Origin of the sequence: Pseudoduganella violaceinigra DSM 15887 (genome assembly GCF_000425385.1) — a bacterium.
In the GTDB taxonomy this organism is placed as follows: domain Bacteria; phylum Pseudomonadota; class Gammaproteobacteria; order Burkholderiales; family Burkholderiaceae_D; genus Rugamonas; species Rugamonas violaceinigra.
In genome coordinates this window covers 47,224-69,297 of the sequence record NZ_AUDI01000023.1, presented here as the reverse complement: position 1 = coordinate 69,297, position 22,074 = coordinate 47,224, and the positions used below count along the sequence as shown (strand labels likewise).

Below are 22,074 nucleotides of genomic sequence, written 5' to 3'. Positions count from 1 at the left end.
CGCGTTCTCCGTTTTCCATCCTGTTCTCCGAAGTGAAAATCGGAGTATGGCGAAGCGAGACGGCCTTTCATATGTGGTGGCGCTGGACGCTTACACTGCGGCCGCAAGCTGGCAGCAGGTAAACAGCAGCGTCATCCATGCTGCTGTGAATATCTTCTTGAACAAATTTTTCTCCATCTTTATTTCATTTCCGCGACCGGCATGTCGCCCAGGTAGACGTATTCGGTCAGGGTGTCGCCAGTGCTTTCGGCGATCAGCTTGCCGCTACCGTCGTAGTGGTAGACCGTGGTTGCGGTTGGCGTGGTCTTTTGCACTCGCTGGCCGAGGGCGTTGATCTTGTAGCTCACTAGACCAATGGCAGTATTGGCGGAGATCATGCGGCCGCGCGCGTCGTAGTTAAAGCCAGTGCTGCCGTTGTTGGTGATGCTGCCGTTGGCGTCGGTGGCGATAGTGGCGTTCTGACCGCCAGTGAGTTGCGTCAGGCGGTTGCTGGTGGCGCCATACGTGTAGATGGTGGCAGCGGCACCGTTCACATACTTGCTGCGGTTGCCGACCGCATCGTAGCCATAGCCAAGGCTGCGCTGGGCACGTCGTTCGCTGGTTAGGCGGTCGAGTTCGTCGTAGCCGTAAGTGCGATTGTTGGCGGCGTTACCTGCATCAGTGACGCCGGTAAGGCGGCTGGCGGCGTCGTAAGACAGTTTCTGCACCTTGCCATTGAGAGTGTAGCTGGACATACGCCCATCCAGGTCATACGTGCGGGAGTACTTATTGCCGTTGCCGAACACCAGCGCTTGCAGCGGACCAAACGGCTGGTAGGTCACTTGGCTGACCAGCAGTTGTGTGGTGCCGTCCTTAGTAGTGCGGATTTCCTTGATGCGGCTCATTTCATCGCGCACGTAGTCGACCGTACGACCGCTGGGGTAGGTCATGCCTTCGAGGCGGCCAATTGAGTCGTAGTGGTAAGCCGTGATGTAGGCCTTGCCGCCGATGGTGCGCGTCTCGCTGCGCACGTGACCTTGCTGGTCGTAGCCGTACTCGGTGGTGCCGTTGACGTCGGTAATCTTGCTCAGGCGGCCCAGCGCGTAGGCGCCTTGATCGTAGTCGTAGGTGGCGCTGGTGCCGTCGATGTAGCTGACCAACTTTACGCGGTTCAGCACATCGTATTTATACGTTGTGATCTGGTTCTTTGCATCCGTGCGCGTTTTGATATTGCCGGCCTCGTCATAGGTATTGACGGTGTTGCCGGTATCGGGGCTGCTGGTCTGGGTGAGGTTGCCCAAGCCATCGACGGTATATACCGTGGACAGGTTGCGCGCGTCGGTGACTTTGGTGAGCTGGTTCAGGCCATCGTAGACAAATTGCGTGACGCCGCTCTTGGCGTCCGTGGTCTTGGCCGTGCGGCCGAGCGCGTCATATTCGTTCTTGGTGACGTGCGACAGCGGGTCGCTGACCAGGGTCACTCGGCCCATGGCGTCGTAGGAGAAGGTCGTCGTCGTGTCCTGCACCTGTGACTGGGCGGTGCCAGCCAGGGTCAGAGCGGTCGGGATGACAAGCAAGCGTTTCAGTTTCATTGCTGTGCTCCCGTAATCTGTTTCATGCGATTCAATGCATCGTAGACGCGGGTGATTTTTCGCGTGAGGGTGCCGTTGGCGTCCCTGCTTTGTTCTGAGGTGCGATTACCCATGGCGTCAGGTACGTAGGTGATGCTGTTGCCGAGCGTGTCGCTGATGCCGGTGAGGCGGTGTGCGTCGTCGTAAGCGTAGTGAATGGCGCTGCCGTCGGGCAGAGTGGCTTGTTTGAGCAGGCCAGTGTCGTAGTAGTCGTAGCCGGTGGTTTCGCCGCCCGTGGTGACGGACTTGAGGCGGCCGCGAGCGTCGTAGCTCATGTCTACGACCAGTCCATTTGGATCGGTGATTCGTCCTGCACGGCCATTCGCGTCGTAATTCGAATAGCGCGTTTGGTGGCCTAACGCGTTGGTTCGGGTCTCCAGGTTACCTTCCGCATCGTAGTTAAAGGTGGTTGTGTCGTTGACATCCGTGCGTGGGCCGCGCATGGTCGACAGTTGTCCCATTGCGTTATAGGTATAGGTCCACTTGCTCGGCGCGCCGGTCAAAGTGGATTTGAAGCCCTGCGAGCCGTTGGTATCGGTTGTGGCCTGGGTGGTCTTGGTCAGAACGTTGCCGCTGGTGTCGTGCGTGTACGTTGTTCGGCGCAATGGTTCGGAAACGCGGGCCGGCGTGCGGAAGGTTGGATGCCATTCGGTTTGGATGGTACGTGCCACGGTACTGCCGGAAGCTTCGGTGCGGCTGGTTTCCAGGTTGCGGGCAAGGTCGTACACGTAGGTCGTGGCGGTTCCATCGAAGTCCGTGTAGACCGAGAGATTGCCGTTCGCATCATATTCGGATTTTGTGCTGGCGGTTTCATTGCCCGTGGCGGACGTGCGCGACGTGCCGGTCTGGAGCATGACGCCGGCGACGTTGCTGTATTTGTAGACATAACGCGAACCCAGCGGGTCGGTAACCCGGGTTTCACCGTCGTATGGGTAGGTGAGCGTGTATTTCTCTACGCCGCCTGCGTGCTCGGTCGATATGGATCGGCGCGAGGCATTGTACGCATAGGTTGCGTAGCGGACGTTGTTTTCATCCAGGATGCCGGTCAGAAGGCGCTTGCCTGCTCCCGCCGATATGGATTGCGGCTCGTCGTAGAGATAGGTCTTGCTCTTTCCGTCAGGGTAGGTGACTTTGAAAAGGTTTTGTTCCGTGTCGTATTCATAGATGAAGGCATTCCCGGCGGGGTCGATCATTTTCGACATCTTGCCCTGTGCCGTGTAAGTGAACTGCAGGGAATGGCCATAAGCATCCGTTACCTTCAGCAGGTATCCGGGTTTAGGTGCGATCTCCAGTGGCGTGTTCTGGTCGCTATAGGTGAATGCCGTGTCTTGCCCATTGCGGGATTTAATGCGCTGCAGGCGGCCGTCCAGCGAGAAGGACTCGGTTGAGTCGTCGGACGCGTTGGCGACTTGCCAGCCAATGACCTTGCCGCCGGCATCTGTAACTTGCGATACCCGGTCGTTGACGTCTTTCGGCCCCGAATAATCGACGTCGTTGCCAAAGTAGGTCATGCGGCCTGAGCCGCGGCGCAGGCCGAAGTTCTTAGCCGTGCCCTTACCGAGATAGCGATAGCAGTGCATTTCTCCATCGGAGTTCTTTGCATTCAGACACGCAAATTCCGGCTTAGCATCGGACTCGATGTTATTGAAATCCACGCCGAAGACTTGGTAGTTATGGCGCCACATGCCATCGTCGCTGCGATAGGTTCGTGCAAGACGCAGACTGCCGGAGGCATTCTCGTAATCCACTTCGGTTTGTATCTTGATGCCGCCAACTACCTGGACTGGGTTGCCGACTGTGGCGGCTTTTCGCTCATCACATTTGTCGCAAGGTGGCTCTGGCTGTTCGGTCCGGTTGCATTTGATTGGCCACTGCCCTTCATTGATGCCCCAGCCCTCTGGGCAATCGCCCATGATTATTCCGGAAAAATCGTTGGTGTACGACGTATATGGCGGGGTTGCTATGGTGTAAGTGTACTTTCCTTGCCACCACCAGGATCCGCCAGCCCGGGTAATGTTGGTAAATGTTCCGGTGCAGTTTATTTGGCCGGCCCCGCAATGTAACTTCGCGGACAATGATGCAGCAGCTCCGCCACTGTCCACGTATCCTCCGCCGAGCGAGAGATACCGAGTGCGAGCAGCGATGTACTCTGTTGCATGAGCCTGGCTAAACAGGCACAGCCAGATGAATATCATTGCGCCGATGTGGCCAATGGCAGGCGTTCTCTTTTTAGGCATATTTGATTCCGTAGGACTTTTTCCTTTTTTAAGGGGGCAGGACGATATCAGAGCGAATGCTGCGACAAACTATCAGAATGTAACATTCAAAAATAAAGTGGCATCGTTTCCGGCGGCGGTTGATACAATTGCAAGTTAATTGTTGGGAAAAGGGCCTTTGGCCCCATTTTTGTTAAAGTATTTTCAATTTAAAAGCACCCTCGTACGGTTTTGGTGTAGACTTCCACGGCCTTGCGCATTTCCTCTAGTGCAAGGTTACTTAAGAGTTAATAAATTAATAACCAACAAAGCCGAGACCTACCTTGAACCCAAAATACCTCTCCCTGATGGTCGCTGCAGCCGTGTCGGCTGTGTCGATGAACGCTAACGCATCCGGTTACCGCTTCGGTTCCCAGTCCGTGTCTGGTCAAGGCACCGCTGAGGCAAACACTGCCGAAGCCGCGGATGCTTCCACCATCTTCGCCAACCCAGCCGGCCTGACCCGTCTGAACGGCACGCAGATCACTGGCGGCATCACCGCCGTGGTACCGCACTCGACCTACCAGGACCAGGGTTCCAAGCGTTTCACCGGCACCCCAGCCGGCGGCACTGCAACCCAGGATGACTACGCGCCGAGCGCAGTTGCCGCTCCGTCGCTGTACGCGTCGCATAAGTTGAACGACCAGTGGGCAGTGGGCCTGGGCGTGTTCGTTCCTTACGGCGCCAAGCTGGACTACGACAACAACTGGTCCGGCCGCTATGCGCTGACCAGCATCGACCTGAAGTCGGTCACCTTCAACCCGACCGTGGCCTTCAAGCTCAATGAACAGCACTCCTTCGGCTTCGGTATCGACGCCGAGTACATGAAGGCCGAACTGGGCCAGGGCGTTGACGTGCCAGGTTCGATCCTGGCCCTGTCCAACCCTGCACTGGCTGCGCGTCGCGCTGCCCTGCTGGGTGCCATGGTTCAAGCTGGCGCGAATCCTGCAACCCTGGCCGCCAACCTGGCTGGTGCCAAGGATGCGCACGCGACCATGACCGGCAAAGACTGGGGCGTTGGCTTCAACCTGGGCTACATGTTCAACCTGACCCAGGACACCCGCTTCGGTATTTCCTACCGTTCGTCGATTCACCACAAGCTGAAGGGCGACGCAGTCTGGGACTTCTCCGGCGTGACTTCCGACGCAGCTGTGAACAAGGTTCTGCAAGCTACTTCGCGCAAAACCAACTCGCCAGCGCTGGTTGAACTGCGCACCCCGGAAACCATCGGCGTGAACATGTTCACCCAGGTTGACGACAAGCTGGCTCTGATGGGCGACATCACCCTGTCCCGCCACAGCCGCCTGGAAAACCTGAACATCCAGTTCGTCGGCACCGGCGAAGGCGATGAAGTGATCCGCCAACATTGGAAGAACACCGTGCGTGCATCGCTGGGCATGAACTACAAGCTGAGCGACTCCTTCCTGCTGCGCGCTGGTGTGGCAATCGACGAATCCCCGGTGCCTGACGCATCCATGCGCCACCCAGCACTGCCAGATTCGGACCGCAAGCAGTTCTCGCTGGGCGCAAACTGGAAACTGTCGACCAATTCGTCGATCGACCTGGCTTACAGCTTCCTGAAGTTCGATTCGGCTTCGACCGCCTACAAGAACGAGTGCACCCCGCTGAACCCAGCTGGCACCTGCACCGGCAACGGCGAAACCACCATCGGTACCTACAAGACCCGTATGCACCTGCTGGGCGCTGCCTACAACTACAAGTTCTAATCCTTCACGGATGGACCGAAAAGCCGGCGCTTGCGCCGGCTTTTTTCGTTCCTGGACGATGTGGTGACGCGCGATTGGGTCAGTGCCAGCAACCCGATCCGATGGTGTGCCCTTTCTTACTTCTTACGCGTTCTTCAGCTTCCAGCCGCCGTCGCAATCGAGAATGGCGCCCGTGACAAAAGTATTTGTCGTCACGAACATGATCGCGCTGGCCAGGTCTTCAGGCTTGCCGATCCGTCCCACGGCCACTTCGCTGGCAAGCTTCTCGAACAGCTCCGCGCGCGCAGCATCCGGAACGCGCGACCACCATGGGGTGTCGACCACGCCGGGGACAACCGCGTTGACCCGCGTGGGCCGAAGTTCCGATGCAAGGATCGGGATCATTGCCTCCAGTGCCGCGTTGATGGCCGCGAGTCCTGCCGTTCCCGGCTTCAGCGCACGCGCCGAAATGGCGCCGACAAACGTGATTGATCCCCCGGATTTAAGCGTCGGCAGGGCCGCTTGGGCGCAGGCGATTTGAGGCCAGAATTTGCCTTCGAATCCCTTGCGCAACTCGTCGAGTTCCAGGTCGCGGAAGTGCCCGGCGCCGGACGAGCCGGATACGCTTAGTACCAGATGGTCAAATTCGCGGTGCTCCTTGATGAAGTTCCTGACCGCTGCCGGATCGCCAGCATCCAGTTGCGCGGTTGCGGCGCCGATTGCTTCCGCCTCGGCGAACTTGGCGGTGGCCAGGCCGACGCCGGAAGTGCCTCCCACGAGGATGTACCTTATGCGATCCCCGTGTGACGTTTTGTTAACTCGGCATTCGAGTGTGGCGGCGTCCTGCTTACCTGATTTTTGTAGTGGAATTACATCAATACAATTGAATTCGGATTGAGTTAACCAAAGCTAAAGTGCAGAATCGTCTCGCTATCAAGTAGCAAAAATACATAATCACAAAGGAGACATACATGAAAGTTCGCCGTGCCCTCGGGGTGGCGATGCTTGGCTGCGCCTTGTTTGGCAGCCCGGCCATCCATGCCGCTATCAATGCCAGCAAGCTCGGTGCCGCCTATGACGCCACCAAGTCCAGCATCAACTTCAAGGTTTACTCGAGCCGCGCCACCCGTATCGACTTGTACCTGTACAACGCCGCTACCGGCCAGCAGGAAAAGGCCAGCCTGCCGATGACACTCGGCGCTGGCGGGGTATGGAGCCTGAACCTCACCAGCGCCCAACTGGCCGCTTATGGCATTACCGGCACCGTCTACTACGGCTACCGTGCATGGGGCCCGAATTGGCCGTACAGCGCCGGCTGGAGCAAGGGCTCGGCCACCGGCTTCATCGCCGACGTCGACGCCAGCGGCAACCGCTTCAACCCGAACAAGCTGCTGACCGACCCGTACGCGCTGGAGATCAGCCACGACCCTACCACGGCCGCCATGGGCAACGGGACGATCTACGCCAGCGGCGCCCTGTACCGCAATATCGACAGCGGCAGCAGCGCACCGAAAGGCATCGTCCTGCAAGGCGATACGCAATCGATCGGCACCAAGCCCACGCGCGCCTTCAAGGACGACATCGTGTACGAAGCCCATGTGCGCGGCCTGACCAAAAACGATGCCGGCATCACGGCCGCTTATCGGGGCACCTACAAGGGGGCAGGGCTGAAAGCGCCATACCTGGCCGGCCTGGGCGTCACCGCGGTCGAATTCCTGCCGGTGCAGGAAACGCAGAACGACACCAACGATGCCGACCCGAATTCCGATACGGGCGACAACTACTGGGGCTATATGACCCTGAACTATTTCGCGCCGGACCGCCGCTACAGCTATGACAAGTCTGCCGGCGGCTCGACCCGCGAATTCAAGGAGATGGTCAAGGCCTTCCACGATAACGGCATCAAAGTCTACATCGACGTGGTGTACAACCACACGGGTGAGGGCGGCCAGTGGACCGCGGGCGACAAGACCACCTACAACCTGTATGGCATGCGCGGGCTGGATAACCCGACCTATTATTCGCTGACCGGCGACTTCCAGAATTCCTGGGACAACACCGGCGTAGGCGGCAACTACAACACGCGCAACACGGTGGCGCAGAATCTGATCGTCGATTCGCTCGCGTACTGGCGCGACAAGCTGGGCGTGGACGGATTCCGTTACGACCTGGCCTCGGTGTTGGGCAACACCTGCCAGCATGGCTGCTACAACTTCGACAAAATGGATGGCGGCAATGCGCTAAACCGCATTGTCGCTGAATTGCCGCCGCGCCCGGCCGGCGGCGGCAGTGGTGTGGACCACATCGCCGAACCATGGGCCATCGGCGGCAACTCCTACCAGGTGGGCGGCTTCCCGGCCGGCTGGGCGGAGTGGAACGGACTCTATCGCGATGCGATCCGCCAGGACCAGAACAAGATGGGGCAGGCGGCCGTCACGCCGGGTACGCTGGCGACGCGCTTGGCCGGCTCCAGCGACCTGTATGGCGACGATGGACGCAAGCCGTGGCACTCGGTGAACTTCATCACCGCCCACGACGGCTTTACGCTCAAGGACCTGTATGGTTGCAATTCGAAGAACAACAGCCAGGCCTGGCCCTACGGCCCGAGCGACGGCGGCGAAGACAATAACAACAGCTGGGACCAGGGTGGCGTAGCGAGCGACCAGCGCAAGGCGGCGCGTAACGGCATGGCGCTGATGCTGCTGTCGGGAGGCGTACCGATGATGGTGGGCGGCGACGAGTCGCTGCGCAGCATCAACTGCAACAACAATCCCTATAACCTCGACTCCACCGCCACCTGGCAGAACTGGGGCTGGAACAGCGACCAATCCAACTTCCAGGCATTCACCAAGGGACTGGTCGCCTTCCGCAAGGCGCATCCGGCGTTGCGGCCTGCGAATTTTTATTCCTCGGCAGACGGCAATGGCAACGTGATGGAGCAGCTGCGCTGGTTCAAGCCGGATGGTTCGGTGGCCGATGCAGCCTACTTCAACGACAGCAACAACCACGCCATCGGTTGGCGCATCGACGGGTCTGAGTTCGGCGACAGCGCCTCGGCAATCTATATTGCTTACAACGGGTGGAGCGGCAATGTGAACTTCACGCTGCCGTGGCCGGGCAATGGCAAAAGCTGGTACCGCGTGACCAACACTTGCACCTGGGCCGAAGGAAGCAGCCAAGTGCGTGCGCCTGGCGCCGAAGACCTTATCGGCGGCGAGAACTTTGCTTATGGCGTGTGCGGACGTGGCTTGCTGCTGCTGATCGCCAAGTAACTTTTGACCACCGTGGGGTCAGGAAGGAAAGTGGACATTTCTTGCGAAATATCGTGCTTTCTTCCTGTCCCCGAACGTGGGCATGTTATTGGGCAGGCTGTTTTCCAGTCGGTGGAGTGGAGGTTCCCGGGGTAGTGGCCGGGCTTTGACCCGGGGTGGCGTTGCTGGCCGGCGCTGTTGGCTGCCCGCCTTGCGTTGCCGCTGTGCCTCCGGTGGTGCCGGCCGAGGCATTGCCGGCGCTGGTGCTCTGACCCGTCCCGCCCGTCGCGGGCGTTGTGCCCGAAGACGTCCCGGTCGGTGGCGTAGCCGGGCTTTCCGCGCTCTGCTTATTGCAGCCAGGCAGTCCGCCCGCGAGCAGAGCACCCAGAAGCAGTGCGCGCGCATAAGTCATCATCTGCATGACAGCCCTCCGGTTCAATAAGTCGGGCGGCGGTCGCGCTGCGTGTCTTTGGTGTCCGTCCGGTCGGGAACGGTTGTTGTTGTGTGGCCCGACCCTGTTGTACCTTGGGTACCGCTAGTACCGCTGCTGCCACCTGTACCGCTAGTGCCCGTGCCAGTGCCACCTGTGCCGCTCGTGCCGCTCGTGCCACCGGTACCGCCAGTGCCGCTGGTGCCACCAGTGCCACTTGTGCCGCCAGTGCCACTTGTGCCACCGGTCCCCGTACCGCCAGTACCAGTACCGCCGGTCCCCGTGCCGCTTGTCCCCGTGCCTCCTGTCCCCGTGCCACCGGTGCCTGGGGTCCCGCTCGTACCACCGGTACCGCTTGTTCCACCGGTGCCACCTGTGCCGCCGGTGCCTGGTGTGGTGGTCCCGCCAGGTTGAGCGTTTGTCGTATCGGATGGCGGCGTGGTCGGCGTTGCCGCAGGCCTGGTAGTTGAGGTGTCGGGCGTCGTCACCGGCGCCGGGGTCGTATCGTCCGTCCTGTTTTTGCACCCGGAGATGCCGGTTGCCAGGAAGGCGCCCAGCAACAGGGCGCATGCTTTGCTCATGGTCTTCATTGGATTTCCTTTCCTTGCGATTGAATATTGGTCCCGCGATCGGCAGCGCCAACCTGGCCGGGCCCGGCCAGTCCCAGTGATTCCCGGTACCAGGTACTGATCATCTGCACATGGTCCCGTTCCTGCGCCAGGGCGATGCTGCCCATTTGTGCCAGCTCCGGCTGGTCTTGTGCTTCCGCCAGGGCGATCAAGGCCTCCCAGCCCGCCTGGTCGGAAAGTTCTGCTGTCAGGATGGCGTGCAACGCCTGACTGATCGATGTACGCGGATCGCTCAGCACCTGCACCAGCCCCAGCGTCTCCATCCCCACCAGGTCAGCGCTCGGCGTCTGGCATGTGGGATCGCCGCCCAGCTCTTCGATTGCCTGTCCGATCTGGAGGAAATGGTGCGCCTCATCGTTCCGCATGCGCCGTATTTCGGCCTCCGTGATGCTAGTGTGAGTGGTGTCCAGCGCCTGGCACTTGTCCAGAAGCGCGTCGTACAGGCGCGTGCCGCCACGCTCGAAGGCCAGGCGTTCCGCCAATTTGTCGAGCAGTATTTCCGGCCGGTCGCCGGTCAGCATGGCGCCAGCGGCCAACATTGCGCCCTTGATTGAGCCGGGCAGCGGTACCGAACCGAGGGCCGGTGCGTGCGCGGCATAGTCGGCCCGCGTCAAAGCCAGCGCATCGGCTTCCGTACTGGGGGCCGGCAGGGGACCGGCGTATTGCTGCATGGCCTGGCTATCGAGCGGGGACATCTGCAGGCCGGTGCGATTCATGCCCATATGTTCTGTCATGGAGTTCTCCTTTCAGTGCAAGCGCGCCGGCATGCGATTGAGTTCGGTACCCGGCACCCACACATAGCCGCGCGCCACCGTACTGCTTGGCGAACCCTCGCTGTTCATATGGTCGCGATACTCTTGCGACAGGCGGCTGTCCTGGTCCCGCGCCACAATCCGGTTGCCATTGGCCCGCAAGTCCGCCTCCTGCGCCAGGGTGCTGCGCACAAATTCGCGGTGACTCCTGAATTCGATCGGGGCCGGCAGGACGGCCGGCAAGACCTCGGCCGGATCGCGCTGTTCGATCTCCTTGAACAGGGCCTCCACCAGGTGGAAGTGGCCGAGCTCATAGTCCAGGAAGCGCTCCCAGACGGCGCGCACCTGTTCGTTGGTTTCCTGCTGCAGACAGCTGTAATAGTTATAGACCTCATTCGCTTCATGCAGCAGCCACTGTTCCAGCCAGCTTTCCCCAGGATCCATCAGGGACGAGTATTGCGTCACATGCTGTTCTTCGATCGAGGCGATTTCGGCATACAGCTGGCGCGCCACCGGGTCGGCGAACTGGGGACCGATGGTCATGTAGTAATCGTGGGTCTGGTATTCGCTGCCGGCCAGCGTCAGCACGTGTAGCTTGCTGAGCGGATCGGCGGTTTGCCTTGCATAGGGCTGGCGCAGGTCGTCCTCTGGGGCACGGTGCTCGACCGCAGTGGGGCGCCCGGGCAGGATGTCGGTGTAGCACTGCAGGATGTTGTTGGCGTCCTTGCCTTCCAGGCGGTCCAGCAACGCGGCGTAGCGGTACAGGTGGTCGAAGTCTTCCAGCAGTCCGAAGCGGAAGACCTGCGCCAGGTAGGGGTCGGGTTCGTTCTGCGCCAGCGCCGCCGTGACCTCGATCGCTACCTGCTCGTAGGCGATGGTGGTCTCCAGCGGGGAGTGGTCAGCGCCCAGCAGCCAATTGATCATGGTGGCCTGGTGATGCTCGCTGCGGCGGACCTGCGCCAGCGGCAGGCGCAGCCCCGCGTTGACACGCGCGGCGGCATGGCCAAAGCGCAGCGCCTCGGTTTCGATCCCGTTCATCAGGATAATGCGCACGCGGGTGAAAGCATCGTCATCGAGTTTGCTGACAGTGGGCTGGACCAGCTCGCGCCAGGTAAAACGCTGCTGGCCGGGCGGCGTGCCTTGCGAATCGTACAGTGAGAAAGCCATTGTTGCTCCCGCGAATTGAATGTTCAGGGTAAAAGCAATCCTCGGCGGCCTTGGCGCCAGCCGGGAATGGTTCAGGCCGAAGCCAGGATGCGCAGCAGTGCAGGAATCTCCGCTGCCAGTTCGCGCGCCAGATACCCCAGGGGGCCGCAGCGCAGCGCCAGTTGTTCGCCAGCCTGGCCGTGCAGCACCACGCCCCAGGCCGCGGCCTGTTCAAGCGAAGCGCCGCGGGCCAGCAGGCCGGCGATGATGCCGGCCAGGACGTCGCCCGAGCCGGAAATGCCCAGGCCGGCATTGCCGCCCTGGTGTTGCCATAGCGTGCCGCCCGGCGCCGCCAGCACGGTGGTGGCGCCTTTCAGCGCGACCACGGCATTCCAGCGCTCGGCCGCCGCCTGCGCCGCGCCGTGCGGCTCCTGTTCGATATTGCGGCGCACCCCGCCGGTCAGGCGCGCCAGCTCGCCGGCGTGCGGCGTCAGCAGGACCGGCGTGCCGAATCGGAAATGCTCCCAGTCGACGGCGTCGTCCAGCAGATGCGGTTCGCCGCGCGGGTGCACGGCGCACATGGCGGTGGCATCGAGCAGGACGGGAATACCGCTGCAACGTTGCAGCAAGTGATGCACCAGCTCCACGCAACTGCCTTCGTCCTGCATGCCGGGGCCGGCCAGCAGGGCGTCGGCTTTGCCCGCCACCTCCGCCAGGCGGCGCGCGCTATCGGACTGGAAGCCGTGCGCGGCGGTCTCGGCCAGCCCGATTACGCGCGCTTCGGGAATCGCCACGCCCACCAGCGGCGCGATGCTGGCGGCGGTGGCAATGGTCAGCTTGCCGGCGCCGGCGCGCAAGGCCGCCTCGCCGGCCAGGATGGCGGCGCCCGGCATTTCCGCCGATCCCGCCACCACCAGCACGTGGCCGCGCTTTTCCTTGTCGCCGTCGATGCCCGGCTGCGGCAAGGGCCAGCAGTGCAGCAGGGCCGGGCCCAGCTCGAGGGGGGCGGCGCCGCTCATGGTTTCGGCGCGGACGGGACGTCCGGCTTGTCGGTGACGGGCGTGCCGCGCTCCTTCAATGGCGCCACGAAGTTTTCCAGCTCCAATACCAGCTTGCCGCGCTTGCCGACTTGCGGGTCGAATTGGTAGGACGTGACACCGCAATTCGGCACGTCGGCGGCGCGGTCGATGGCCAGGATGGTCTCCTCATCCAAGCGCTCGAACAGATAGCGGAAGCAGTTGACGATGACCTGGTGGCCGATGATCAGCACGCGCTCACGGCGGTACTCGCGGGTGACGGTGTCGAGCACGCTGCGCAGGCGCAGGATCACATCGCACCAGCTTTCACCGCCGGGGGGACGGAAGTAGAACTTGCCGACATGCTTGCGCTGCTCCGCCAGCTCGGGATATTTTTGCGCGATGCCCAGCGTGGTCAGACGGTCGGTGACGCCGAATTCCTTCTCGCGCAGGCGTTCGTCGGCGACCACGGCCAGCATATCCTCCGGCCCCAGGCATTGCAGCACCGCCTGCGCCGTGGCGCGGGCGCGCAAATAGGGCGAATACAGTACGACATTGGGCTGACTGCCGGGGGGCAGGGCGGCGAACCACTGCGCCAGCGCGTCGGCCTGGCGCATGCCCAGCTCGGACAAGGGGACGTCGACATCGCGCTCGGCAATATCAATCAGCAACTGATTGGCGGCGGTGGCCGCATCGCGCGCCACGTTGCCGGCACTCTGGCCGTGACGCACGAGCCAGACCTGTTGCGGCCATTTTTGCTCCATCGCATACCTTTCGGCGGACAGTCAAAAACCCATGGTAAGCGAAGCGCGCAGCGGGCGGCACACGATCCCCGGCCCCTCGGCCGAGTCCGTAGCAACCTTGGGGTCAGGCTCTTTGGTTGCCAAACTTGGCAACCAAAGAGCCTGACCCCAAGGTTGCTACAGGCCCATGCATTAGCTGGCGGGGTGGTGGGGCAGCCAGATGTCGAAGCTGGTTTCGCCAGCGGCGTTGGGGGCGAGGCGGTGGGCGAAGCCGTGCCGCAGCAGTACTTCGCGGACCAGCAGCAGGCCGATTCCCTGGCCGCCTTTCTTGGTGCTGAAGAAGGGGGTGAACAGCTGGCTGGCCGGTACTTCCGCCAGGCGCGCGCCGGAGTCGATCACGGACAGGCGCATGCCGCCGGCCTCGCGCACCAGCTCCAGCTCGACCGCCGCTTGGCCGCCCCGTTCCTGCTGGGTGGCGTCGGCTGCTTCCATGGCGTTCTTGACCAGGTTTTGCAGCGCTTGTTCGATCAGTTGGCGGTCCATCGGCAGCGGGCCGGCCTGGTCGCGGTGGCGCCAGCCGATGCGGATGCCGCGGCTGCGGCATGGTTCCCGGTACAGGTAGAGGATGTCTTCCACCACGTCCTGCACGGCGCAGGGCCGCAGTTCGGGGGCGGGCAGCTTGGCGACGTGGGTGAAGCGTTCGATGAATTCGCCCAGGCTGGCGTTGCGGCGCTTGACCGCGCCGATCGCGGTGGCGAAGTCTTCGCCGTCGGCGGCGGCCAGCTGGCGCCGGTAGTACAGCAGCGATTCGAGCACGGAGCCGGTGGCGGCCACGGTGTTGTTGACTTCGTGGCCTAGCACGCGCACCAGTTTTTCGTAGGTGGCACGTTCGGAGCTTTGCAGTTCTTCCGTGAGTTCTTCCAGCAGCAGGAAGCGGCGCGCGAAGCCGCGGTCGTAGAAGTGGCCGCGCTGGCCGCGGTAGCGCCGCCCGTCCGGGTCGGACAGCATGGTGCTGGCGCCGTCGGGCAGGCTCTCCAGTTGCTGCAACAGCTGTTCGCGGTGGCGCAGGGCCTGGGCGCTGGGGTTGAGCAGGGAGATGCGGCCGTCGAAGTCGAAGACGATGACGGCGCTTGGCGTCGCTTCCAGCAGGCGGTCGAGGAAGCCTTGCTGTTCGCCGATGCGCAGGCGTTCCGCGTGCAGGGTGTCGAGCAGGGCGTTGAATTGGCCAACCAGCTGGTCCAATTCGCTGCCGCCGCTGCTGCGCAGGCGGGCGGCGTAGTCCTGGTCTTGCAGCAGTTCGCGCAGGTGCTGGGTGTAGCCGAGCGGCTCGAGTGCGCGCCGCTGCAGCCGCAAGCCCAGGACGAAGCTGGCGGCCAGCAGGACTTCCAGGCCGATGAACAGCCAGGGCTGCTCGCGCAGCAGCAGGAACACCAGCACGAACAGCAGCGCGTGCAGGGCGAACAGGTAGGCGAACAGCTGGACGCGCAGGCGCTTCATTCGCCGGCCGGGGCGCTGCCCATCCCGTGCCGTTCCAGGCGCCGGTACAGCGCGGCGCGCGACAGGCCGAGCGCGGTGGCGACGCGTGTGATATTGCCCTGGTGCTGTTCCATGGCTTTGCCGATCATCAGGCGTTCGACCTGGTCCAGCGTCATGCCGTCCACGCCGAGGCGCTGGCTGCCGCCTTCCTCATGGGCGCTGGCGCCGATGAAGTCGGGTTTGTCGAGCAGCGGGCGGCCTGCCAGCAGCATGGTGCGCTCCAGCGTTTGGCGCAGTTGGCGGATATTGCCGGGCCACTGCTGCGCCACCAGCCATTCCATCGCGGCCGGTGTGACGCTGGCCGGCGGCAGGCCGTAGTTGTGCGCCAGCGTGCCGAGAATGTGGCGCGCCAGCAGCGGGATGTCGCTGCGCCGCTCGCGCAGGGCCGGCAGGCGGATGGTGATCAGGTTGAGCCGGTAGAACAGGTCTTCGCGGAAGCTGCCGTCGGCCACCATTTCCGCCAGTTCGCGGTTGGTGGCCGATACCACGCGCACGTCGGCCTGTTCGCTGCGGCTGGCGCCGACCGGGGTGAAGGTCTGGTCCTGCAGCACGCGCAGCAGCTTGACCTGGTCGGGCCGCTGCAGTTCGCCGATCTCGTCGAGGAACAGGGTGCTGCCGTTGGCTGTGGCGAAGTGGCCGCGCCGGTCGCTGCGCGCGTCGGTGAAGGCGCCTTTGACGTGGCCGAACATTTCGCTTTCGAACAGGCTGGGGGTGACCGCGCCCATATTGATTTTCACCGGCGCCAGCGCGGCGCGCGGGCTGTTGCGGTGGATGGCGTCGGCCACCAGTTCCTTGCCGCAGCCGCTTTCGCCCAGGATCAGCACCGGTGCGCGGGTGGCCGCCACCTGGCCGATGGTGGCCAGCACGCGCAGCAGTTTGGGGTGCTCGCCGATGATCCCGGTAAAGTCGAACTGGCGGTCCAGGTCGGCCCGCGTTGGTCCGTCGTTGCCTTGCTGCGGGACGGCCGCCAGCGTGGTGCGCACCAGTTCCAGCAACTGGGCGTTGTCCCATGGTTTGGTGAAGAAGTTGGCGGCGCCGGCCTGCATGCCTTTCACGGCCAGTGCGATCGATCCCCAGGCCGTCATCAGCAGCACCGGCAGGGCAGGGTGGGCGGCGCGGACAGCCGCCAGCAGTGCCAGACCTTCTTCGCCGCTGGTCCGCAGGGAGAAATTCATGTCCTGCAGGATCAGGTCGAATGGGCCCGCGGCCAGCGCCTGCAAGGCTTGCTGCGGCTCGTCGCAGCAGCGGGCTTCATAGCCCGCCTGCTTCAGCAGCAGTTGCAGCGAAACTTGTACGGCGCTGTCGTCGTCAACAATCAGGATACGGCGCATGTCTTCCTATTATTCGTGGTGCAGGGCAGCGGCGGGATGGAGCCGGCTGGCACGCCAGCCCGGATACAGCGCGCATAGCAAGGATATCAGATAGATAACGCCCATTGAAAGGACTGTGGCGCCGCCAAATACCCGCCAATTGAGCGATTCGCCCAGCACCCCGGTCAAGGGCAGCTGCACCAGCAAGGCCAGTCCGCCCAGCATGGCCAGGGTGGACAGCAGCATCTGCTCGGCCACGATCTGCTGGTAGATGCTGCCGGCGGTGGCGCCCAGCGCGCGCCGCAGGCCGATTTCCGGGATGCGGCGCGTGGTGTTCTGCCACAACACGCCGAACAGGCCAAAACACACCATCAGCAGCAGGAAGCCGGCGATCACCGCCAGTATCTTCAGCGGGATCAGCGTTTCCGCCAGCTGGCTGCTGCGCAATTCGGCCAGCGGCGCGATGCGGTAGTCCCAGTCGTTGCGCACCAGCTTGAGCTGGCGCTGCAAATCGGCTTCGAATGCGCGCGGCGTGCCCGCTGCGGTGCGGACCAGGATGGTCAACAAGGGCCGTTCGCCGGACACCAGCGAATGGCGGCTGATCACGAAATTGCGGGGCGCCATAAAGTCGCCGCGGTTGCGAAAATCTTCGATCACGCCCACCACGCGATAGCGCTCGGGCTCCTTCGGATTCGAGTCCTCCACGATGATTTCCTGGCCAAGCGGCGCCTTGCCGCCAAACAGTTCATTGACCATGCGCTGGTTCAGCACAGCGGGGATGACTTTGGCGCCTTCGTCCTGCTCCGAAGGCCAGCGGCCGGCCACCAGCGTCATGCCCAGGGTGGGCCAGAACTGGTCGCTTACTTCAAGCCAGTCCGACTGGATAAACCGCTTCTCGCCCGGCAGCGCGAACGAGGTGCGCATGCTGGAGTTCTGGAACAGCGGGAAGGGCGCTACCGCTGCCTGCTCCACCTGCGGCAGTGCATGCAGCGACTGCAGCATACGCGCCTGCGCCGGGCCGTTCAGCTGGGCGTCGCGCCCTTCCGGCGGCAGCATTTCGACCGCCCAGACATTGTCGTATTGGAAGCCAAGCGTCATGCGCTGCACCTGCCAGTAGCGCGTGCTGGTGGCGATCACCGCAAAGACGAGCATGAAGGCCAGCAGGATCTCAACGCTCAGCATCAGGTAGCGGCCCTTGCGCTTCCATGTCAGTTTCAATAAATGGCCCAGCATTACGCGGCTCCTTTCAAAGCATATACAGGATCGAGGCGGGCCATTTTCCAGGCGGGGATCACGCCGGAAAGCACGCCAAAGACTATGGTCAACAGCAAGCCCCAGCCGAAGACGGCGAGGTTCAGGCTGACTTTCAGGTAAGGCATGGGGCCGTAAGCCTCCAGCCAGAGCAGCACGCCTTGCGCGCCCAGCAAGGCAAACAGGCCGCCGGCCAGGCACAGGAGCACATTTTCCAGCACCAGCTGCATGACCAGCTGGCCGTTGCTGGCGCCGAAGGCCTTGCGCACGCCGATTTCGGTGCTGCGTTCGAGAATCCGGCCCATATTGAGATTCACCAGGTTCAGCGCCGGCAGCAGCATGAACAGGATCATCACGCCGGCGATGACGGCCACCACCTTGCCGCTGCCTGAATCCAGTTCGCGGCTGCTGGTCAAAGTGCGCGCGAAAATATCCAGCTTGCTGTCGGCCCATAAGTAGACAATGTCGTATTCGAGCTTGTCCTTGAAGCGGATCTCCTTGGCGACTTGCGCAACACGCTGGCGGATGCCCGGCAAGTCGTCCGGGCTGCGGGCAAGCAGCAGGGCAAAGAAATTGCCGGTCATCTGGTGCTGGTACTGGGTGCTTGGATAGGTGGTGATCGGCATCCACATATCGGCGTAGGCATTCAGCGCCAGGGCCGGCTCCACCACGCCGATCACGGTAAAGGTCTGGCCGCCGGATTCGACCTTGCGGCCGAGCGGTGCGGCGTCGCCGAACAGCTTGAGCGCCATCGGTCGCGCCAGCACGGTGACCATGCGGCCTTGCTCGTCGTCGTCGGTGCTGGGCAGACGTCCGGCCAGCAGCTTGAAGTCGAGAATGCGCCAGTATTCGGCATCGACGTGGCGCGTCTGGACCGCGATGATATTGCCATCCTTGATGACGGATGCGGTCTGGACGCCGGACACCGCGGATACGGCCTCCAGTCCGGAAAGCGGTTTCAGATATTTCTCGATCACCTTGTAGCCGAGCGGGCTGGTGCTGGTCGAAGTGCCTTTCGTATTGGTCGCATCGATGACATAGACTTCGACGAAACGGCTGCTGCGGTGCTCCACGCCGACCGGATAGAAGGCTTCCTGCAGCAGCGCGGTGACCACCAGCAGCACCACCAGGGTGATGACGATGCAGGCCAGGTTGATGGCGGTGAACAGCTTGCGGCGCCGGGCCACATTCCACGCCATACGCATATAGTTTTTCAGCATGGCAGTCCTTTACGCCACCAGTTGGCCGTCGAACACGCGCACGATGCGGTGGGCGCGGCGGGCCTCGTTCTCGTCGTGGGTCACCATCACCACGGTGGTGCCTTCCTCGTTCAGCTTGAGCAGGATATTCATCACTTCCGCGCCCATCTTGCTGTCCAGGTTTCCGGTTGGTTCGTCGGCCAGCAGGATTTCGGGCTGGCCGACCATGGCGCGCGCGATCGCCACGCGCTGCTGCTGGCCGCCCGAAAGCTGGTTCGGGTAGTGTTCCATGCGGGCGCCCAGGCCGACTTTCTCAAGCGCGGCGCGGGCGCGTTCGCGCCGCTCGCTGCCCGGCATGCGGCGATAGAGCAGGGGCAGTTCCACATTGTCGATGACGCGCAGGTCGTTGATCAGATGGAAGCTCTGGAAGATGAAGCCGAAGGTGTCGTTGCGCAGCCGTGCCACATGCTTGTCCTTGTACGATTGCACGGCCTGGCCGCCGACATGGATCGCCCCGGCGCCGGGCCGGTCCAGCAGGCCGATAATATTGAGCAGCGTGCTCTTGCCGCAACCGCTGGGGCCCATGATGCAGACGAATTCCGACTTCTTGACGTGGAGGTCGATGTTTTTCAGAGCCAGGGTCTGAATTTTGTCGGTATGGTAGGTTTTGCTGATTTTTTCGAGTTTAATCATTTTGCGATCCTGAAGGAGTCGTAGTCTTTGAAGCGGGTGGTGTCGGAAATGACGATGCGGTCGCCGGCGCGTGCACCGCCAAGGATCTCAATCTGTTTGCCGTCGCTGGCGCCGATGTCGAGCATGGCCTTGCGGGCCGTGCCGCCATCGACCACGAAGGCGGCTTGCTGGCCGCGGCCATTGAAGGCGGGACCGCGCGCCACGACCAGTGCGCCTTCCTTGCGCGCGGCGACGATATTGGCGTCCACCCGCAACTTATTGCGTAGCTGCGGGTGGTTCGGCTGCTCCAGCGTGACCAGCAGCTTGACGGTGCCATCCTGGATTTCCGGCAGGATGGTGTGGACTTTGCCTTGCAGCTCCAGCGAGCCTTGTTCGACCAGCACCTGCTGGCCTGGTTCGACCCGGCGCGAATGGAAATCGGACAGAGTGGCTTCGACCCGGTAGTTGTGCAGGTCTGTGACGCGCGCCACCAACTGGCCGGCGGCAACGGCCGCGCCTTCGTCCTGCAGCAGCCAGGTCAGCATGCCCGCGAATGGGGCGCGCACCTGGGTGCGGGCCAGCAGCTCCTCCTGCTGCGCGAGCTGCTTGCGCAGGATGCTTTGCTGCAGCTGGGCGCCTTCGATATTGCTGGCGGTCGAGCGGCGCACGTCGTCGATCTGCTCCTGCTGCTGGCGCAGCTGGATTTCATTGCGTTTCACATTCAGTTCTGCGGTCAGCAGGTCTTCCGCCGATACGCCGCCGTGCAGGCGCAGGGTTTGCGAACGTTGCAGCTTGGCGCGCGTCGATTGTAGGTCCAGCTGCAGCAGTTCAATGCCGCTGGCCAGCTGCTTGCGCTTTTGCTCCTGCTCCAGGCGCAAGGTCTGGATGCGGTTATCCTGCTGCGCCAGCTGCTCCTTCAAACGTTCCAGTTCCAGCTTGACGGACTGGTTATCCAGTTCCAGCAGTAGGGCGCCGGCGGCCACCTGCTGGCCGGGACGGGCGTGGACTTTGGCGATGCGGGTCGGGATCGGGCTTGGCACCTGCTCTTCGTGCACGGGAACCACAATGCCGGAGGCGCTGATGGTATCGGCGACGCTGCCCCGGTGTACTTCGGCGATATTCAGTTCACCAGCGTCCGCGCTGGGCGCCACGGCGCGGTTGACGCCCCACACGGCGGCGCAGGCCAACGACAGGATGGCGCCGGTCACTGCCAGCGCAATGCGCCGGCGGCGTTTGATGATGGAAGGGTTGATGGTTTGGTCCATGACACGGGTATTGCAAACTCCGTGCCATGCTCAGGAGCCGCATTTTTCCGTGGCGGGAGGGCAGCGGTATGCGCGGCCTCGTACAGTGGGTGTTCGATTCCGGACAGTCGTCTAGGACTCGCCGGATCGGATACGCGCGACGTGTTTGTCGATGTTGGCCTCGATGATTGCCGCATTGCTGTAATGCTCTTCTGTTACGTCGTAAGCCGTGGGACTGGCCGAAACGGTAATCCTCCCGTTAGAGCACCAGATCGCGATCTTGACGCCAAATATTTCACAATGCCCTGGCTGCTCGATTGAATGCCCTGCGATCAGGTTGAGGGGACTTTCCTGTCCCCACTCGCTTGCGCTCGGACCCACTTGCGGAACGATCGTTCTGACGCCAAGCGTCTGAAAGACGTTCAATAAATCCTGCGTGCTGGAGTAGGCGATCGACATCTCGAGCGATTCAATTGCCTGCGGCGGAAATCCGCTGGGTTCGCATTTCTTCTCGAAGTATTTGAGTGGGGGAGTCTTCATACGGTAAGACTGCACGACATAAGGCGCCGCAGTGCTTGTTACAGTTCGTGCGAATAAAGGATATAGCCGCGATGCTGCGCGACCTTGTCGTATAAGGCCCGGCCGGCCAGGTTGGTGGCTTGCGTCTGCCAGTAGACTCGGGAGCTTCCTTTTTTGCGGGCAGCGTCAAACACCGCTTCAATCAATTTCCGCCCAATGCCCTGGCCGCGGGCACATTCGGCAGTGAACAGGTCCTGCAGATAGCACACGTCGTGCAAACGCGTTGTGCTGCGATGGAAGACGTAATGGACCAATCCGACCACGTCGTTTGCATCTTCCGCGATCAGCGAGTGAATCGGCTCGGTCGGATCGAAAAACCGCTCCCACGTCGCCTGCGTGATTTCCTCTGCAAGCGCGGTGGCGCCGCTGCGGCCATAGAAAGCGTTATACCCATCCCATAACGGGCGCCAGCCTTGGTAGTCGCTTCGCTCAATGGGCCTGATGGAGATTTGTTTGTACATCAGCCGCCTTTCCAGGCCACGAGTAAGTTGCGTCGATTTGACGTGATTTCCATCGATTAGTCGCGCGAGTCGTTTTGAGCGCGCTGGGAACGGAGGTAGTTGCGCTGAACTTCGCTCTTCCCGGACAGCTGATGCTCTTCAACGAAGCTGGCCAGTTGATGAGCGCTGCCTTGAATGCCGATTGACCTGGCTTGATTTGGGTTCAGCTTGATGGACTCCCTGCAGCCCCTGCACACAGCGTGAGATTTGGACAGGAATGGGATCGTTTTGATCGTGAAGAAAGA

General features: G+C 62.3%; 18 protein-coding genes. 3 read left to right on the top strand and 15 right to left on the bottom strand.

Annotated features, from left to right (window positions below; all coding sequences use genetic code 11):
* Positions 1 to 179: 179 nt before the first annotated feature.
* Entirely contained in the window at positions 180 to 1,571 is a 1,392-nt protein-coding gene (locus H597_RS31075) for an RHS repeat domain-containing protein (RefSeq protein ID WP_051293825.1), read from the bottom strand.
* Positions 1,568 to 3,523 (bottom strand): RHS repeat protein, encoded by a 1,956-nt coding sequence (locus H597_RS31070; protein ID WP_161630615.1) that lies wholly within the window; start codon positions 3,521 to 3,523, stop codon positions 1,568 to 1,570. The genes H597_RS31075 and H597_RS31070 overlap by 4 nt, the downstream gene beginning before the upstream one ends.
* Positions 3,524 to 3,794: 271 nt before the next feature.
* Between H597_RS31070 and H597_RS35375 the strand changes: the two genes are divergently transcribed.
* Both H597_RS35375 and H597_RS0115185 read left to right on the top strand, forming a co-directional pair.
* Positions 3,795 to 3,986 (top strand): hypothetical protein, encoded by a 192-nt coding sequence (locus tag H597_RS35375; protein WP_161630614.1) that lies wholly within the window; start codon positions 3,795 to 3,797, stop codon positions 3,984 to 3,986.
* A 217-nt stretch (positions 3,987 to 4,203) separates the two neighbouring features.
* Positions 4,204 to 5,592, top strand: coding sequence for an OmpP1/FadL family transporter (locus H597_RS0115185; protein ID WP_229632180.1), 1,389 nt, complete (start codon positions 4,204 to 4,206; stop codon positions 5,590 to 5,592).
* Positions 5,593 to 5,715: 123 nt separating this feature from the next.
* Here the strand turns inward: H597_RS0115185 and H597_RS0115180 are convergent, their stop codons facing one another.
* A complete protein-coding gene (locus tag H597_RS0115180) occupies positions 5,716 to 6,348 on the bottom strand; it encodes an SDR family oxidoreductase (protein ID WP_051293823.1) in 633 nt (210 codons plus the stop codon).
* A gap of 194 nt (positions 6,349 to 6,542) precedes the next feature.
* Here H597_RS0115180 and H597_RS0115175 point away from each other — a divergent pair, with 194 nt between their 5' ends.
* A complete protein-coding gene (locus H597_RS0115175) occupies positions 6,543 to 8,843 on the top strand; it encodes an isoamylase (RefSeq protein ID WP_028102896.1) in 2,301 nt (766 codons plus the stop codon).
* A 995-nt stretch (positions 8,844 to 9,838) separates the two neighbouring features.
* Here the strand turns inward: H597_RS0115175 and H597_RS31060 are convergent.
* The 12 genes from H597_RS31060 to H597_RS0115110 form a co-directional block, all read right to left on the bottom strand.
* Entirely contained in the window at positions 9,839 to 10,615 is a 777-nt protein-coding gene (locus H597_RS31060) for a ferritin-like domain-containing protein (RefSeq protein WP_229632179.1), read from the bottom strand.
* A gap of 12 nt (positions 10,616 to 10,627) precedes the next feature.
* Entirely contained in the window at positions 10,628 to 11,800 is a 1,173-nt protein-coding gene (locus tag H597_RS0115160) for a hypothetical protein (RefSeq protein ID WP_028102895.1), read from the bottom strand.
* Between the two features lie 71 nt (positions 11,801 to 11,871).
* Positions 11,872 to 12,798: an NAD(P)H-hydrate dehydratase gene (locus H597_RS0115155; protein WP_028102894.1), complete on the bottom strand. Its 927-nt coding sequence runs from the start codon at positions 12,796 to 12,798 to the stop codon at positions 11,872 to 11,874.
* The gene (locus H597_RS0115150; protein ID WP_028102893.1) at positions 12,795 to 13,559 is read right to left on the bottom strand and encodes a histidine phosphatase family protein; all 765 of its coding nucleotides are present in this window, start codon (positions 13,557 to 13,559) and stop codon (positions 12,795 to 12,797) included. The genes H597_RS0115155 and H597_RS0115150 overlap by 4 nt, the downstream gene beginning before the upstream one ends.
* Positions 13,560 to 13,730: 171 nt before the next feature.
* Entirely contained in the window at positions 13,731 to 15,035 is a 1,305-nt protein-coding gene (locus H597_RS0115145; protein WP_028102892.1) for a sensor histidine kinase, read from the bottom strand.
* The gene (locus H597_RS0115140) at positions 15,032 to 16,405 is read right to left on the bottom strand and encodes a sigma-54-dependent transcriptional regulator (protein ID WP_028102891.1); all 1,374 of its coding nucleotides are present in this window, start codon (positions 16,403 to 16,405) and stop codon (positions 15,032 to 15,034) included. Before H597_RS0115140 ends, H597_RS0115145 begins: the two co-directional genes overlap by 4 nt.
* A gap of 9 nt (positions 16,406 to 16,414) precedes the next feature.
* Positions 16,415 to 17,617, bottom strand: coding sequence for an ABC transporter permease (locus H597_RS0115135; RefSeq protein WP_028102890.1), 1,203 nt, complete (start codon positions 17,615 to 17,617; stop codon positions 16,415 to 16,417).
* Positions 17,617 to 18,855: an ABC transporter permease gene (locus H597_RS0115130; protein WP_028102889.1), complete on the bottom strand. Its 1,239-nt coding sequence runs from the start codon at positions 18,853 to 18,855 to the stop codon at positions 17,617 to 17,619. The genes H597_RS0115135 and H597_RS0115130 overlap by 1 nt, the downstream gene beginning before the upstream one ends.
* 9 nt (positions 18,856 to 18,864) lie before the next feature.
* Positions 18,865 to 19,527, bottom strand: coding sequence for an ABC transporter ATP-binding protein (locus tag H597_RS0115125; RefSeq protein WP_028102888.1), 663 nt, complete (start codon positions 19,525 to 19,527; stop codon positions 18,865 to 18,867).
* On the bottom strand, positions 19,524 to 20,771 hold the full coding sequence (locus H597_RS0115120; RefSeq protein WP_028102887.1) for an efflux RND transporter periplasmic adaptor subunit: 1,248 nt from the start codon (positions 20,769 to 20,771) through the stop codon (positions 19,524 to 19,526). The genes H597_RS0115125 and H597_RS0115120 overlap by 4 nt, the downstream gene beginning before the upstream one ends.
* A 111-nt stretch (positions 20,772 to 20,882) precedes the next feature.
* Positions 20,883 to 21,290: a hypothetical protein gene (locus H597_RS31055; RefSeq protein ID WP_035374338.1), complete on the bottom strand. Its 408-nt coding sequence runs from the start codon at positions 21,288 to 21,290 to the stop codon at positions 20,883 to 20,885.
* Positions 21,291 to 21,328: 38 nt separating this feature from the next.
* Complete coding sequence (locus tag H597_RS0115110; protein WP_028102885.1) at positions 21,329 to 21,790, bottom strand: GNAT family N-acetyltransferase; 462 nt, start codon at positions 21,788 to 21,790, stop codon at positions 21,329 to 21,331.
* Positions 21,791 to 22,074: the final 284 nt, after the last annotated feature.

Bases quoted from the DNA above. Each gene is read 5' to 3' on its own strand.
- H597_RS31075 (WP_051293825.1), bottom strand. From the start codon at position 1,571: ATGAAACTGAAACGCTTGCTTGTCATCCCGACCGCTCTGACCCTGGCT.
- H597_RS0115120 (WP_028102887.1), bottom strand. From the start codon at position 20,771: ATGGACCAAACCATCAACCCTTCCATCATCAAACGCCGCCGGCGCATT.
- H597_RS0115110 (WP_028102885.1), bottom strand. From the start codon at position 21,790: ATGTACAAACAAATCTCCATCAGGCCCATTGAGCGAAGCGACTACCAA.
- H597_RS31070 (WP_161630615.1), bottom strand. From the start codon at position 3,523: ATGGGCGATTGCCCAGAGGGCTGGGGCATCAATGAAGGGCAGTGGCCA.
- H597_RS0115140 (WP_028102891.1), bottom strand. From the start codon at position 16,405: ATGCGCCGTATCCTGATTGTTGACGACGACAGCGCCGTACAAGTTTCG.
- H597_RS0115175 (WP_028102896.1), top strand. From the start codon at position 6,543: ATGAAAGTTCGCCGTGCCCTCGGGGTGGCGATGCTTGGCTGCGCCTTG.
- H597_RS0115135 (WP_028102890.1), bottom strand. From the start codon at position 17,617: ATGCTGGGCCATTTATTGAAACTGACATGGAAGCGCAAGGGCCGCTAC.
- H597_RS0115185 (WP_229632180.1), top strand. From the start codon at position 4,204: ATGAACGCTAACGCATCCGGTTACCGCTTCGGTTCCCAGTCCGTGTCT.
- H597_RS0115130 (WP_028102889.1), bottom strand. From the start codon at position 18,855: ATGCTGAAAAACTATATGCGTATGGCGTGGAATGTGGCCCGGCGCCGC.
- H597_RS0115155 (WP_028102894.1), bottom strand. From the start codon at position 12,798: ATGAGCGGCGCCGCCCCCCTCGAGCTGGGCCCGGCCCTGCTGCACTGC.
- H597_RS0115145 (WP_028102892.1), bottom strand. From the start codon at position 15,035: ATGAAGCGCCTGCGCGTCCAGCTGTTCGCCTACCTGTTCGCCCTGCAC.
- H597_RS0115125 (WP_028102888.1), bottom strand. From the start codon at position 19,527: ATGATTAAACTCGAAAAAATCAGCAAAACCTACCATACCGACAAAATT.
- H597_RS31055 (WP_035374338.1), bottom strand. From the start codon at position 21,290: ATGAAGACTCCCCCACTCAAATACTTCGAGAAGAAATGCGAACCCAGC.
- H597_RS0115160 (WP_028102895.1), bottom strand. From the start codon at position 11,800: ATGGCTTTCTCACTGTACGATTCGCAAGGCACGCCGCCCGGCCAGCAG.
- H597_RS35375 (WP_161630614.1), top strand. From the start codon at position 3,795: ATGAATATCATTGCGCCGATGTGGCCAATGGCAGGCGTTCTCTTTTTA.
- H597_RS31060 (WP_229632179.1), bottom strand. From the start codon at position 10,615: ATGACAGAACATATGGGCATGAATCGCACCGGCCTGCAGATGTCCCCG.
- H597_RS0115150 (WP_028102893.1), bottom strand. From the start codon at position 13,559: ATGGAGCAAAAATGGCCGCAACAGGTCTGGCTCGTGCGTCACGGCCAG.